This is a genomic window from Alkalihalophilus sp. As8PL (genome assembly GCF_040939795.1).
GTDB classification, from domain to species: Bacteria; Bacillota; Bacilli; order Bacillales; family Bacillaceae_D; genus Alkalihalophilus; species Alkalihalophilus lindianensis.
Genome location: NZ_CP162551.1, coordinates 1,991,971 through 2,005,277, shown reverse-complemented (window position 1 = coordinate 2,005,277; position 13,307 = coordinate 1,991,971). Strand labels below are relative to the sequence as shown.

At 37.2% G+C, this 13,307-nt stretch carries 12 protein-coding genes; 1 reads left to right on the top strand and 11 read right to left on the bottom strand.

Translation table 11 applies throughout. From position 1 onward, the window contains the following. Window positions 1-2: 2 nt before the first annotated feature. From gvpQ to AB3N04_RS11680, 9 genes are all read right to left on the bottom strand, one after another. Window positions 3-452 (bottom strand): gas vesicle protein GvpQ, encoded by a 450-nt coding sequence (gene gvpQ / locus AB3N04_RS11720; RefSeq protein ID WP_368502964.1) that lies wholly within the window; start codon window positions 450-452, stop codon window positions 3-5. Between the two features lie 36 nt (window positions 453-488). After that, complete coding sequence (gene gvpT, locus AB3N04_RS11715; RefSeq protein WP_368502963.1) at window positions 489-941, bottom strand: GvpT/GvpP family gas vesicle accessory protein; 453 nt, start codon at window positions 939-941, stop codon at window positions 489-491. 47 nt (window positions 942-988) lie between these two features. Continuing rightward, window positions 989-1,249, bottom strand: a complete 261-nt coding sequence (gene gvpA / locus AB3N04_RS11710) for a gas vesicle structural protein GvpA (RefSeq protein WP_317121874.1) — start codon at window positions 1,247-1,249, stop codon at window positions 989-991. 392 nt (window positions 1,250-1,641) lie between these two features. Then, window positions 1,642-2,724 (bottom strand): 23S rRNA (adenine(2503)-C(2))-methyltransferase RlmN, encoded by a 1,083-nt coding sequence (gene rlmN, locus AB3N04_RS11705; RefSeq protein ID WP_368502962.1) that lies wholly within the window; start codon window positions 2,722-2,724, stop codon window positions 1,642-1,644. Between the two features lie 185 nt (window positions 2,725-2,909). After that, the gene (locus tag AB3N04_RS11700) at window positions 2,910-4,451 is read right to left on the bottom strand and encodes an ATP-binding protein (protein WP_368502961.1); all 1,542 of its coding nucleotides are present in this window, start codon (window positions 4,449-4,451) and stop codon (window positions 2,910-2,912) included. Window positions 4,452-4,590: 139 nt separating this feature from the next. After that, window positions 4,591-7,122 (bottom strand): DUF2339 domain-containing protein, encoded by a 2,532-nt coding sequence (locus tag AB3N04_RS11695; RefSeq protein ID WP_368502960.1) that lies wholly within the window; start codon window positions 7,120-7,122, stop codon window positions 4,591-4,593. Between the two features lie 138 nt (window positions 7,123-7,260). Further along, complete coding sequence (locus AB3N04_RS11690; RefSeq protein WP_368502959.1) at window positions 7,261-7,752, bottom strand: lactoylglutathione lyase family protein; 492 nt, start codon at window positions 7,750-7,752, stop codon at window positions 7,261-7,263. A 97-nt stretch (window positions 7,753-7,849) separates the two neighbouring features. Continuing rightward, window positions 7,850-8,371, bottom strand: coding sequence for a type 1 glutamine amidotransferase domain-containing protein (locus AB3N04_RS11685; RefSeq protein ID WP_368502958.1), 522 nt, complete (start codon window positions 8,369-8,371; stop codon window positions 7,850-7,852). A gap of 136 nt (window positions 8,372-8,507) precedes the next feature. Next, entirely contained in the window at window positions 8,508-9,368 is an 861-nt protein-coding gene (locus AB3N04_RS11680) for a pirin family protein (RefSeq protein ID WP_368502957.1), read from the bottom strand. 203 nt (window positions 9,369-9,571) lie between these two features. Here AB3N04_RS11680 and AB3N04_RS11675 point away from each other — a divergent pair, with 203 nt between their 5' ends. Further along, complete coding sequence (locus tag AB3N04_RS11675; protein ID WP_368502956.1) at window positions 9,572-10,267, top strand: YetF domain-containing protein; 696 nt, start codon at window positions 9,572-9,574, stop codon at window positions 10,265-10,267. 26 nt (window positions 10,268-10,293) lie between these two features. Here the strand turns inward: AB3N04_RS11675 and AB3N04_RS11670 are convergent, their stop codons facing one another. Next, window positions 10,294-11,487, bottom strand: a complete 1,194-nt coding sequence (locus AB3N04_RS11670; RefSeq protein ID WP_368502955.1) for a PLP-dependent aminotransferase family protein — start codon at window positions 11,485-11,487, stop codon at window positions 10,294-10,296. Window positions 11,488-11,650: 163 nt separating this feature from the next. Further along, the gene (locus tag AB3N04_RS11665; protein WP_368502954.1) at window positions 11,651-13,039 is read right to left on the bottom strand and encodes a YjiH family protein; all 1,389 of its coding nucleotides are present in this window, start codon (window positions 13,037-13,039) and stop codon (window positions 11,651-11,653) included. Between the last annotated feature and the right edge of the window lie 268 nt (window positions 13,040-13,307).

Genomic DNA, 13,307 nt, shown 5'->3' with positions numbered 1-13,307 from the left:
ACTTAGGAACCCATGGTCTTAATATCATTTGAGGATTTTATATCCTTTGAGCTTTTAATATCTTTAGCGCTTTTAATTGACGTGACGCTTTTAATATTTTTAACACCTTTTACTTTGCTGTCATCTTTATCATCATTGGACGATGAGACTTTTTCTTGAAAGTCCTCACCTGCTTCAACAACTTTACCTATCTTATCCTTGGCTGAAAGTAAGGCATCTTGGGCCTTTTCTTTGCCATCTTCTGCTTTGTCATGAAGCTTGGCCGCACCTTTATCTTTGGCACTCTCTAATTTATCGGTTGCTTCATCTGCCTTATCTTGTACGCCCTCTACAAACTTTTCTTTTGCTTTATCTTTAACTGTCTCTTTGATCTCATCTTTTATAGGTTCAGGGGTGTATTCAGCCACTTTTTTTGCGGCTTTACCAACTGCCTTTTTAATGGGCTTGTCCATCCAATCCCCCCCTTGTCACACAAACTTATTACTAGATTACTTTTTAGAATCTACTAAGTTGCTTAGCATCTCTTCAATTCTTTCAAGACGATCATTTAATTGCTTGTTGTCTTCTTTGATCTCTTCATATTCAGAAGAGTTATCCTCATTTGACTCCTCTTGTTGATCTTCTTGCTCATTATTTTTCTTTTTCGGTGACAACAATCCCCCACCGTTCATATAGCCTGAAGCTGTCTGTCTCAGGCTGCTTAGAGCCTGCTCTGTAATAATTTCTTGAGCCGTTCTTTTTAGCTCTTTACCTGCTGATCTCATTACTTCAGATTCACCCAAGCTCTTCATCACTTTTTTACTCGTTCCTGGGCTTGAAAGTAATCCGATTCCCGCTCCAACTACCCCACCGATTATGGCTAGGTTCATTGAATGAGACTGATCATTTTTCGACTCTGTATTTTCATCGTTATTTTGGTTTTTTTGCTCTTTATCTGCCATTTGTTTCAACCTCGTTTCTTTAATGTATAAATTGGATTCTATAATTTTTAAAAGCTAAATTGTGGTGCGCGGTCATGCTCTCTTTTCGCAAGACCTTCCTCTTCGACTTCATCTCTAAGAAGTCCAACTGCTTCTGCATAACGTAACCATGTGTCCACACTTGCAATAACCACTCTTGCTTCAATAGTAAGAATTTCAATTCCGACTAGTGAAACACGTACAAAAGCGTCAATGACAATTCCTTTGTCAAGAATTCTATCAATTACTTCTGCAAGGCTTGAACTATCTGTACTTTTTTGAACACTCATCTAATTCACTCCTTCATTTTTGATAGGTTTTAATATTAGATGGACAGCTATTCACTTGGCTATGGGTCTATTCCTTTGATAAATGAGGTTAAAACGAGTCTTTAGTATTGAATAGCATGATTACCATTAATTCCCCATTCGAAAGGTAAATTTTGTTTATATGAGAATTCAGAAAGGCGGTAATACCAACTTTTTAAGCGTTTTTTAAAGAAATATACTTTAGTGAGTCTTGTGTGTTCCAGTTTTATACAATTGTTATTCCGACATGAAAACTGGTAAAAAAGACCCAAGTTCACCTTTTCACCTTTTCACATCTTCTCTTTTTCATAGTTAGTTATAACTGTTTCGATAAAACACAAAAAAAGCGTACCCGGAAAAAGGTACGCTTTTGATTAAGCTTTTGCTTTCGTTTTTGGTTTATCTTTTTTGATTTGCTTACTTCTTAATTGACCACAAGCAGCATCAATATCCGTTCCGTGCTCAAGTCGAACACCACAGTTAATTCCATTTTTCTTTAATTCATCATAGAAGCCTAAGATGTCTTCTTTAAGACTTCGTTGATATTGTCCATGTTCATCTACTGGGTTATAAGGAATTAAGTTCACATATGTGAGATGACGTTTATCTTTAAACATACGTGCAAGTTCAGCAGCATGTTCTCGCTGATCATTAACACCTTTTAACAAGATATACTCAATCGTGATTTTACGATTTGTTTTCTCAAGATAATAATCAATAGCTTTCATAAGCTTTTCAATCGGAATGGCTTTATTGATTTTCATGATTCTTGTTCTTAACTCATTGTTCGGTGCATGCAAGGATATAGCTAAGTTTACTTGTAATTGAAGATCAGCAAACTCATAAATCTTATCTGCTAAACCACTTGTTGATACGGTGATATGACGAGCACCAATTGCAAGACCTTTATGATCTTTAACTACTTGTAAGAAATCCACCATATTGTCAAAGTTATCAAAGGGTTCTCCAATACCCATTACAACAATATGACTTACTCTTTCTTCTTTCCCTACACTATCTAAGTGATGCTGTACATTCATGATCTGCTCAACAATCTCACCGCTTGAAAGATCGCGACTCTTCTTTAATAAACCACTCGCACAGAAACTACACCCGATGTTACAGCCTACTTGAGTAGTCACACAAACAGATAGACCATATTTATGTCTCATCAATACTGTTTCAATCAAGTTTCCGTCATGAAGTTTAAATAAAAATTTAATTGTTCCGTCCGCAGATTCTTGTTTTACGTGCTCTGATAAGGTTTGAATGGAAAAATTCTCCTCTAATAGTTCCAAACAGTCTTTCTTTAAATTATTCATCTCCGAAAAACGTTTAACACGTTTTCTATATAACCAGTCCCAAACTTGTGTCGCGCGGAACTTCTTCTGTCCACGTTCCATTAGCCATTCGGTCAACTGATCCATCGTTAAACCATAAATGGATTCTTTGTGCATGTTTAACCCTCATTTCAATTTATAAATAGTATCTATTTAAGTCAGTCGATAACTTCCTAGCATCTCTTCATTGTCCCATATCTCAACAATCATCTCAACCTTAGTGGCTTTAAAAGCACACTATAACCCATTATAAGGATTGCCAAAGTACTTGACAATCCTTAATCATCTGTCTCTTATGGAAATTAGACCCGTTCTCCGTTATGTTTAGGTAAAGTTAAGGTTACGACGACTCCTTGATCCGGTCTATTATCAATTAAAAAATGACCTTCGTGCTCCTTCATAATTGTCTTTGAGATCATTAAGCCAAGACCAGTCCCCGTTTCTTTTGTTGTGAAGAAAGGCGATCCTAGTTCAGATAAGGTTTCCTCAGGAATAGAAGGACCATCATTAGCGATGTGCAATAGTACATCGTTATCTTGTATCGTTAAATCAATTTCCACTACCCCTTCATATTCTATCGCTTCTATAGCATTTTTAAACACATTTATTAAAACTTGCTTTAATCGGTTATAGTCGCCGTAAATAGAAGCGGACTCACATCGCTTCCAGTGCACTTTTATTTTCTGATTTTTTAAAATCGATTCAAATAGTTCAACTACTTCATCTATCAATTTCCTACAAGTGATCGATGTCAAGTGAGTAGCACGTGGCTTAGCTAGAACAAGCAGTTCTTCGACAATCCCATCCATGCGTTTTAATTCTGCTTCCATCAACCCTTTGTAATATGTATCGTCCATTAGTTGTGTGAATCCTGATAACACGGTAATAGGATTACGGATCTCATGAGCAATTCCTGCTGCAAGCTCTCCTACTACTTTTAATTTTTCTGATTGCATTAATTGAGCTTCTGTCCGCTTCCTCTCTGAAATATCCCAAATCATCATCAAGTAGGCTGCATTCTCACCATTAGGACCTTTGATAAAAGAAACTGAAATGGCAACAGCTAGCGAGTCTCCATATTTATTTTTATGAACCAATTCCGTCTCCGAAGTTGCATTCCACTGAACAGGTAAAAAATCAGTTATATTCTCATTAATAAGTTCATCATCACTCCACCCATATAACGAAGTAAAAGCTTGATTCACATTAATGATCGTTCCTTTATTGTCATAGACAACAATCGCTTCACTTGTTTGAGTAAAAAAAGCATTCAAATAGTTTTCCGTAGAATGGAGCTTCTGTTTCGCCTTATTTTCACCTAATTGTGCCTTTACCCACAAGCTTTTAGTAAACTTAGTATGGAATAAAAAGAAGATAATTAAGATAGCTGAGAGCAAGATGAAGTACAGAATATCGACTGACTCTACCCTGGTAAAGATCTCATCAAAAGAGAAGAGGAAAAAATAAGACAATGAAAACATTGCTAGCACTCCGGAAAAAAGGATCACCCCATAATGTTGATAAAGAGAAGGAATAATAATACCGAGTAAAATATAAAAGTAGTTTACTAAGTAAGGAAACTCAACATTTAACAGAAATAAGTAAAAAAACATTGCAAAAGAGATGATATACATCATTAAGTGTTCATTCTTAATCAACATCCGAACAATCATAAGCCCTACTAATAAAGAAAATCCCACCGGAGGCCAAGCGGATGAAAATATTGGGTCAAATGCAACAAAGACAGCCATACTCAATCCGTATGCCACCCATAAAAGAACGATCATTAATCGATTTCTACGCTTTATAAAAGAATTAATATCTGTCTCTACCCCATTGAACATTCACCCACTCTACTTTTCAGGACTTATATACTATATAAACGTACCATAATTTAGTACATTTTCACAGATAGACTTAAAGGAGGTGTGGAGTTGTATCATTATCCACACCTCCTCACCACTTTATAAAAACCACTTATATTCACATGCTTTGCTCGATATCCTGAGATTGTTTGCTTGATACTTTTTGATACAAATAAGAAATGCCTAATAACACAACACCAAAACAGAAATACGCTACTATTTTGCTCGTTTCAGTGAGAAACGCTAAATCGTAAAGAAAGAGTTTCCCGGTTGATAGTAAGGTTAACCCAAGCCCTATACGCCTTATATACACATATTGCTTCTTGAAACCATATAAGATGTATGCGACTGCCACAATCAAAAAGACTGAACTAAAAACAAATCCAACATCAGCCAGTCGAAATTGAACGGTTAGAAAGGCTGCTAGTATTCCTAATATATACACGCCAAGGATGGTTGGATACAGTTCAATGTCTTTATACTGTTGTCTAATATAAGCCAGTAATAAATCACGTCCGCTAAAGAAAATTAGCAAATTAAAACCTATTAATAAAACCAAAGCAAGATAATTCAAAAATGTACTTTGAGCGATCACTGGCTCAAGTGCTGGTGCGGCAATCGTTAAAAATAGACCAATAAGACTACCAAATGCATATAAGAATAAGCAGAAGTAACTTACTATCCTGTCATATAATAGTGGGATTTTCGTTAGCACATACGCTAATCCTACGGTCAAAAAAGCAACCATTAACGATTGGTAAAAAGAATAATTTGTCAGTGTAAGTGGTACCGACTGCTCATACATGTACCGACTTTCATAAGCAAGGTACACCCATACATTGACTAAAGTAAAATATTTTAAATAAAGGGGTAGATCTTTAACCTTATTAAATAAATAATTATTTCCTTCCCTACGTTGCCACATAGCATAGTAAATAGTCGTAGTTATAAGACCAATGACAACTGCAAAGTATTTAAAGTGGAAGTAAGAAGACATGCCTATCCCCGAGATTGTTACAAACCACTCTACGAAGAACGTGAACAGGGTTAAGACAAATATGCCCCAGCCAGCCATCTCAAGTAAACGCAGGTTTGCTTTGTTTGCATAAATCATTAGAACAACACCCTGTATCAGCCATCCAAGTGCTACCCATTCTGCTCCAAACTGGAATGGGATAATAAGTACGAGAAATGTTATGGAAGTCGCGTAAAATAAGATTCTAGTTTGGGCTTCATTAGGCATCTTCTGCTCTACAAATCGACCGAGTCCAAAGAAGAGCACAAAGAAGGCAACGGCTAATAGCCCTCTAAAGTCATTCCATTCAAGCCTATGGAATAGGTAATACAATAACAAGCAACTAAAAAAGGTGTTAAGCGCAAGAAGCGTCACGTCTCCCCATTTTAGAGCTACCTTATGTTTAAACGAATAGCCAATCGTTAATCCCACGTATAAGACAAATGTTAAGACGATATAAAGCATACTCACACCATCATTCGGTGATAGAAGGAGTAGAATAAGTAAAGAAGGAATAGCTAAAGCAAAGCTAATATAGTGCACCAAGTTCCATTGTTTCTGAAGCGATATCCATAGTATCGATGAGTTTAGGATGAGTAGATAAACCATCGCTGCATAGACAGCATTCCCTTCTAATCCAAATGCAAATAAGTAAGAATAAAAAGGAATGTAACCACCGACTAATGCAAAGGTAATAATCGTTCTCGAATGATAACGTAGCGATAAGATGACTGCACTCACAGTAACAAGTATCGATGCCAATAATGCAACCGTCAGACCAATAACCTCAAGTAAAAAATAACTAAAGAAGATGGAACCATATAAAACGGAGATCCCCCCTCCAATGAGACCTAAGGCAAACGTTTGTTTATTTTTCTGTTGAAGCCATTCCCCACCAACCAGCATAGACACACCTAAAATAAAGAACATTGCGCCTTTGATTTCATCGGTGAACCAATTTGTATAAGAGTGGCGAAATGCTGCTGCCACCCCCAAAATGATAAGAAGAATTCCAATTTTATTAATCCAGTTTAATCCGATCTTCATTTCAATTTGGTTTTGCTTCATTCTTTTTTGAATGACTTCTTCAGTCACTTCCTCTTTTTCTAGCTGCTCATAGTCTCCTGTTAGCCCTTTTAATAATGTTCTTTGTTCTTCAGCTAAGCGTTTTCTTTCTGCCTTAATCATTTCATTCGTTTCGATCGACAAGGCATCTATTCTAGATAGAATTTCCTCTTTTTTGACTTGAATGTTTTTCTGAGCCCTTTCCTTTAATGAAGCAATTTTCTGTTGAGTCTCTGCTTCTAACCCCTTTAATCGATTATGCTGTGGATTAATGGATTGCCCAAAGTATGTCTCAACCTTCTGCTTTGACATTTTTAAGAGAGCTAACTTTTCATCAATCATTTGTTCTTGCAGGGCCAACCGTAACTTTCGATTCTCTGTTTCTATAACTTGTTGTTTGTGTTTAAATTCTTCCACTTGTTCTTTGAAATCATCATATTGCTCTCGGAGTCGAGTATTTTCTTGAATAAGATCACTCGACTCGTACTCTTTTACTACTTTCTCATAATCCTTTGTTAACTGAACTTGAGCATCTTTTATCTGCTCCAGCTTTTCTTTAAACGGATTCATACGTTATCCTCCAAATGGATTATTAGATAATAATTACCATTATACTGCAGAAAAATAAAGAAAGACTAAAGTTTTCTCAATTCCCCCGGAAATAAAAAATCTTCTACAGCTTGAAGCTGTAGAAGATTTTTTGGCTTTTTAATAAGCACCTTCTGAATACGTAAGTTCATAAGAGTGGGAATAGATCTCTACTAAATTTCCGAATGGGTCTTCACAATACACCATTCGATACGGTTTCTCTCCAGGGTAGTATTCACGAATCGGCATACGTTGTTTTCCACCATGTGCTTTAATTTTCTCTACTAGACCTTCAATGTCAGGGTCTTGAACGCAGTAATGAAAAATACCCGTTTTCCAATACTCAAAATTATTTTCTGGAGATTCATTTTGAGGAAACTCAAATAACTCGACACCGATTTTATCTCCGGTTGATAGATGAGCAATTCGAAACTTGCCCCAACCTTTCCCGAAAACATCTGTACACATGATGCCAATGGCCGAGTCGTCTTCAATCACTTCAGAAGGCTCCATAATTACATACCAACCCATAACCTCACGATAGAATTTTACCGCTTCATCTACGTTAGGTACTGATAATCCAATATGTGAGAACGTTCTAGGATACGTCATATCTTCCACCTCTTCAGTCAGTTATTTCTCCATTACAGCGGTCGTTCGTAAGCAACTCCACAACTTAAAAGCAGCTGCCGAGTGAATGGTGATCTTTTTATTTTGCTAAAACCTCTATAAATTCACGCATATAGTCTGGTAGGTCTGGCGGGCGACGGCTTGAGACAATGTTTCCATCTACTACTACAGCCTCATCTACCCATGTTGCTCCAGCATTCGTCATATCATCTTTAATACCTGGGGTACTTGTCACTTTCTTTCCTTGTAAAATATCTGCTGAAATCAGCACCCATCCAGCGTGACAGATTTGCCCGATTGGCTTTTGTTGCTCATTCATCACACGAACCATGTTTAATACACTGTCGAATCTTCTAAGTAAATCAGGCGACCATCCACCTGGCACAAGAATCGCATCATATTCATTTGGGTCAATATCTGCAAACGCATATTCAGATACAATCGGTACGCCATACTTCCCTATGTACTTCTCGTCTGCTTTCTCACCCACAATATCCACTGTTGCCCCTTCTTCACGCAAACGTAAAACCGGGTACCATAGCTCTAAATCTTCAAAATCATTACTGACAATTTGGATGACTTTTTTATTTTGCAGCTTCATTTTTAGTAGACCTCCTCTAAGTAATAATGGATTTTGTATATCTTGACAGGTTAGAAGAGTTAATGCAAGCGTATGGCTTTACAAGTAAGTAAGACAAAAAGAACTTAACTACCTGAGCTAAGTTCTTAAAGAATGATTATTCTTGAGACGATGGTCCAAATTTCCCTAACCGAAAATCATTAAATGCTTCTTTTATTTCATCTTCAGTGTTCATTACAAAAGGACCTCTAGCTACCACAGGTTCCTTAATTGGTTTTCCAGTATAGATTAAAACTCGAGACCTTTCATGTGCGGTAATGTTGAGTTTATCCGTTTCCTTATCATCCGCAAGTTCATCATATGAAAGTAAACCAACCTCTGTTTTTTGAAGAGTTACGTTCTCAGCAAATTTCAATTTCCCTTGAAGCATATAGACATGACCATTATGGTTTCTTGGAAGCTCTAGGGAATAAGTAGCGCCTTCTTTTAGATAAAGCTCAACCATATTGATAGGAACCAAAGAATTCATAGGTCCAGACGTATTCGCTACTGTTCCTGAATAAACGCGAAGATATCCTCCCTCTATAACTACTTTCGGAGCGTCTTCTACGTACACATTTTGATAGGATGACTCTGTTTGCTTAAGCTCCTTAGGTAAGTTCAGCCACAATTGGAGAGTATGAATAAGATCATCATCTACTGCTTCCTCCGCATGGCGCGCACCACTTCCAGCATTCATATACTGAACATCTCCTGCATGTAAAACCGAGTGCCCCCCATTATTATCGGTGTGCTCAAGTCTTCCATCAATCACATACGTAATTGTTTGAAACCCTCTATGAGGATGATCAGAAAACGTTCCTCGTTTGAACCAATCATCTGCCATCAAAATAAATGGATCATATTCACTCATACGATCAGGCGGTAAAACCCATCCCTGTTGAACATGAGGATAACCATTTTTATTGTATTTCACTTTCCAATGATCACGAATGTAACGCTGTGGCTGCTTGTCCATCCATACACCCCTCCTAAGTTGCTTTCTGCTTTTAGCATACAGAAAATAGGAAGTTGAATACAAATTATTCAACTTCCAAATCAAGAATTTACTTTTGTCTCATCGCTTCACTGCCAAAATCTATAAACATTGCATAAAACCCTACTTCCTTGACCATAACTAGTAGTAAAATAGATTTGTTTACTTACTGGGAGAGGATTTGGATGGAGCCAGGTTTCATTGATATGTCGATTAAAATCATCATAGGATTCTTTCTGCTTTTTATGATTACTAGATTACTTGGCAAAACAACAATCCGTCATTTGACTCCTTTTGATTTTGTTTCTGCTATTGTGTTATCAGAACTACTCGGGAATGGGATATTTGAGACAAACGTTAGCATCTGGTACATCATTTACGTTGTCTTATTATGGGGCTTTTTAATGATCATTATGGAGAAGTACTTATTAAAGCATCGCTCGATGAGAGGGTTATTAGAAGGAAAACCTTCTATTATCATTCGTAATGGTAAGATTGACCGCGAGCAGCTTAAACAGAATAGAATGAACATTAATCAATTGCTTAGCTCATTGCGACAAAGTGAAACATTTTCTCTCCGTGAAGTGGCCTATGCAATCTTAGAGACAAATGGCTCCATCAGTATCTTAAAAAAGAATAAATACCAAAAGGTCACTCTTGAGGATTTAAATCTACCTCTAAGTCCAACTTACCTTTGTACAACTCTTATTACCGACGGTGAAATGATTGAAGCTAACCTGAAGGAGCTTGGATTTACTAAAGACTGGCTGATTCAACAACTTATTGGACATGGATATACTAGAGTTGAAGACGTCTTATATGCAGACTGGATCTATGATGATGGCATTTATATTGTTCCTTATCAAAGTAAGCAAGCATAAAAGGCTCGAGCCTTTTATGCTTCAAATTATTGTGAGAGTGCTTCTATAACATTAGCGAGCTTCCTCACGCCTTCTACTATTTCTTCTTTAGAGGCATAACTAAAGGAGAGCCTTAAGTGTGAAATCGCCTCTTGCTCCTGCAAGTAAAAGTACTTTCCAGGTACATATGATACTCCCTCATTTAGAGCCTGTGTTAATAAGGTTGACGTATCAACTCCTGCAACATTGACCCAGACAAAATAGCCTCCTTTTGGTACATACCAGGAAACCGAATCTGGGAGATGCTGTTCCAGTGCTGTTAGGAGCACTCCACACTTCGCTTCATACGTGGTACGTAAAGTATTCAGTCGTTTGCTTAGATCGGTTTTATCCAAATAAGTAGCCATCGTTGCTTGTGAAAATGGGTGATCTAAATCTTTTTTAAACCAATTCATTGCAGTAATAAGTTTAGCTGATGCGCTCACCCATCCAATTCGCATTCCTGGTGCGACGACTTTAGATAACGAACCAACATGAAGCACACGATCTTCATAATCCAAAGCTTTTAAAGGGATCGAAGGTTGATCAAAGTATAACTCCCCGTATGCATCGTCCTCTACTATGAGGAAATTGTATTGATTAGCTAGTTCCATGACATGTTTCCGGCGCTCTTTTGACATCGTCGTACCTGTTGGATTTTGAAAGGTTGGGATTGTATACAAAAGACGAGGAAGAGGTAGTCCCTGCTCTTTTCGATCATTAAGCATTTCTTCTAATTTTTCTGTTTGAAGCCCATGCTGATCGACTGGGATGCTCATAAAGTGGGACGTATAATTTTGAAAGATTTCTAATGCTTCCATATACGTTGGCGACTCTAGAGCAACTACACAATTCTCATCAATTAAAATACGGGCAATCAAATCAATAGCCTGCGATGCTCCTGACGTGATTAACAGTTCATCTTCCTGCACTCCCATATCTCTTTCTGTGAGCATTTGTTGAATATGTACTTTTAATTTGTCGATCTTAGGGCTTCCAAGATAATGCAGTGGCAGATCCTTCTCCATATCAATCAGACTGACCACTGACTCTTTTATTTGCTCTGTTGGCACTAAAAATGGGTCAGGATAGCCTGAACTAAGACGAATGCATTTCTCTGGCAAAGTTGGCATCCATTCTCCCGGAGGATCATTTTTAAGCGCTTCTTTTATATTTTTTGATAAAAAAGATTCTACATTCACTTCTTCCACTCTCCTTTTCCTATCAAATATGAGCCAATTTACTATTTATAAACAGAATAACATGTAGACATAATAAAAAGCATCGGCAACTCACCAATGCTTTCCAACAGAGTAGTATCTTATCAAAAAGTTTTGATGAGCTGAAAAACAGGACGCTACTTTTTTAGAAAAATAAAAGATGAGCCATTGCTGCCGCAATCGGCAACGTAATAATGGTTCTCTGTAAAAAGATCACAAATAATTGAACAAAAGAAAGTGGAATTTTCGACTTCAACAAGAGAATACCAATTTCCGACATGTAAATTAATTGTGTTAGAGACATAACTCCAATGACAAAGCGAGTCAGTTCTGATTCAATCCCACTACCAATAACAGCTGGCAAAAACATATCCGCAAAACCAACGATCATCGCAGGAGCAGCAGCCTCTGCTTCAGGAATTTGCAGTAACTGTAGGAATGGAACAAACGGATAAGACAAGTAATTAAATATCGGCGTAAATTCTGCAATGACGAGCGCAATTGTTCCAAGCGCCATCACTAGTGGAATTAAAGCGAACCAAATATCAACGACATTTTGAACTCCACTTTTTACTACACTACGATAGTTTTTCACTTGACTCGCTCTTTCAACCGCCTGATGCACGCCCCATTGAAAGCTAGACACTCCCTCTGGAACCACTTCATCAATTTGCTTCCCCACCGGCTCGTAATAAGACTCTTTTTTTAGAGAAAGAGGAGGGATTCTAGGACAAATAATTGCAGCAACAATTCCTGTTACAATTACTGTAAAATAAAATTGGATAAACATATGATCAATGTTCAAGAATTTTGCAATTACAAGACTAAAGGCAATCGATGCAATTGAAAAGTTTGTTGCAACGACTGAAGCTTCACGCTTCGTATAGTATCCTGATTCATATTGCTGAGTTGTAAGTAATACTCCAACCGTTCCGCTTCCCATCCAAGACGCTAATGCATCAACAGAGGAACGTCCAGGCAATTTGAATAAAGGATGCATCACTTTACGCACCATGGTCCCAATAAAGTCCATTAAGCCAAACTGAAGTAGGAGCGGCATAAACAAGCAAGCAAATAAAAACCAAACCATTAATACTGGAATTAGATCATATAAGACCACGCCGCCTGTATATTCTGACCAAATAAATTCAGGTCCGACTTCCGTTAGTGTTAATACGGCAAAGACTGCACCGATACTTCTTAAAGTGAACCACAGTGGCGAAACATCAAATAACCCCTTTAAGAAAGTACTCCTGTGAATGAACTGCAAGTTAGTCCCCTTCGCTATTAAGCTACCAATCGCAGATAGACTTAATACGGTTGTCATGAAGAGTGGTATATATTCAGATATAGCTCCCTGCAAGGCATCTGCTAGCACCCCTAGTCCGATTGTAACCTTATCATTTATTGAAATAGGGACTAAAAATAACAAAACCCCAATTAACGATGGCAACCAAAACTTCATATATTGTTTAGCGCTATACTCTTTTGTAAATGTAGACTGATCTAATTTTTGCTGTGTATTAGCTCCCATTTTTTCTCTCTCCTATTTCAAACGATTTGTATATAACATTCAATAAATAGTCAATATCTCTTTTTAATAATTAATAATATATCATTTATGTGTATAAATATTCAATACGTATCACAAAATTCTTTTATGTTAGCAAATATTTCTCGCTAAACAGGTCAATTTCAGACTTTTCCATTCTAATGATTAACTTCTGAATTTCTCTAACGATTCTGTGTTGTTCTTGTAATAAATATCTTCTTTATAGCCACACTACTGAGAAAGGAGTGAA

Excerpts from the sequence above, each read along its gene's own strand:
- gvpQ (WP_368502964.1), bottom strand. The coding sequence starts at position 452 with ATGGACAAGCCCATTAAAAAGGCAGTTGGTAAAGCCGCAAAAAAAGTG.
- gvpT (WP_368502963.1), bottom strand. The coding sequence starts at position 941 with ATGGCAGATAAAGAGCAAAAAAACCAAAATAACGATGAAAATACAGAG.
- gvpA (WP_317121874.1), bottom strand. The coding sequence starts at position 1,249 with ATGAGTGTTCAAAAAAGTACAGATAGTTCAAGCCTTGCAGAAGTAATT.
- rlmN (WP_368502962.1), bottom strand. The coding sequence starts at position 2,724 with ATGCACAAAGAATCCATTTATGGTTTAACGATGGATCAGTTGACCGAA.
- AB3N04_RS11700 (WP_368502961.1), bottom strand. The coding sequence starts at position 4,451 with ATGTTCAATGGGGTAGAGACAGATATTAATTCTTTTATAAAGCGTAGA.
- AB3N04_RS11695 (WP_368502960.1), bottom strand. The coding sequence starts at position 7,122 with ATGAATCCGTTTAAAGAAAAGCTGGAGCAGATAAAAGATGCTCAAGTT.
- AB3N04_RS11690 (WP_368502959.1), bottom strand. The coding sequence starts at position 7,752 with ATGACGTATCCTAGAACGTTCTCACATATTGGATTATCAGTACCTAAC.
- AB3N04_RS11685 (WP_368502958.1), bottom strand. The coding sequence starts at position 8,371 with ATGAAGCTGCAAAATAAAAAAGTCATCCAAATTGTCAGTAATGATTTT.
- AB3N04_RS11680 (WP_368502957.1), bottom strand. The coding sequence starts at position 9,368 with ATGGACAAGCAGCCACAGCGTTACATTCGTGATCATTGGAAAGTGAAA.
- AB3N04_RS11675 (WP_368502956.1), top strand. The coding sequence starts at position 9,572 with ATGGAGCCAGGTTTCATTGATATGTCGATTAAAATCATCATAGGATTC.
- AB3N04_RS11665 (WP_368502954.1), bottom strand. The coding sequence starts at position 13,039 with ATGGGAGCTAATACACAGCAAAAATTAGATCAGTCTACATTTACAAAA.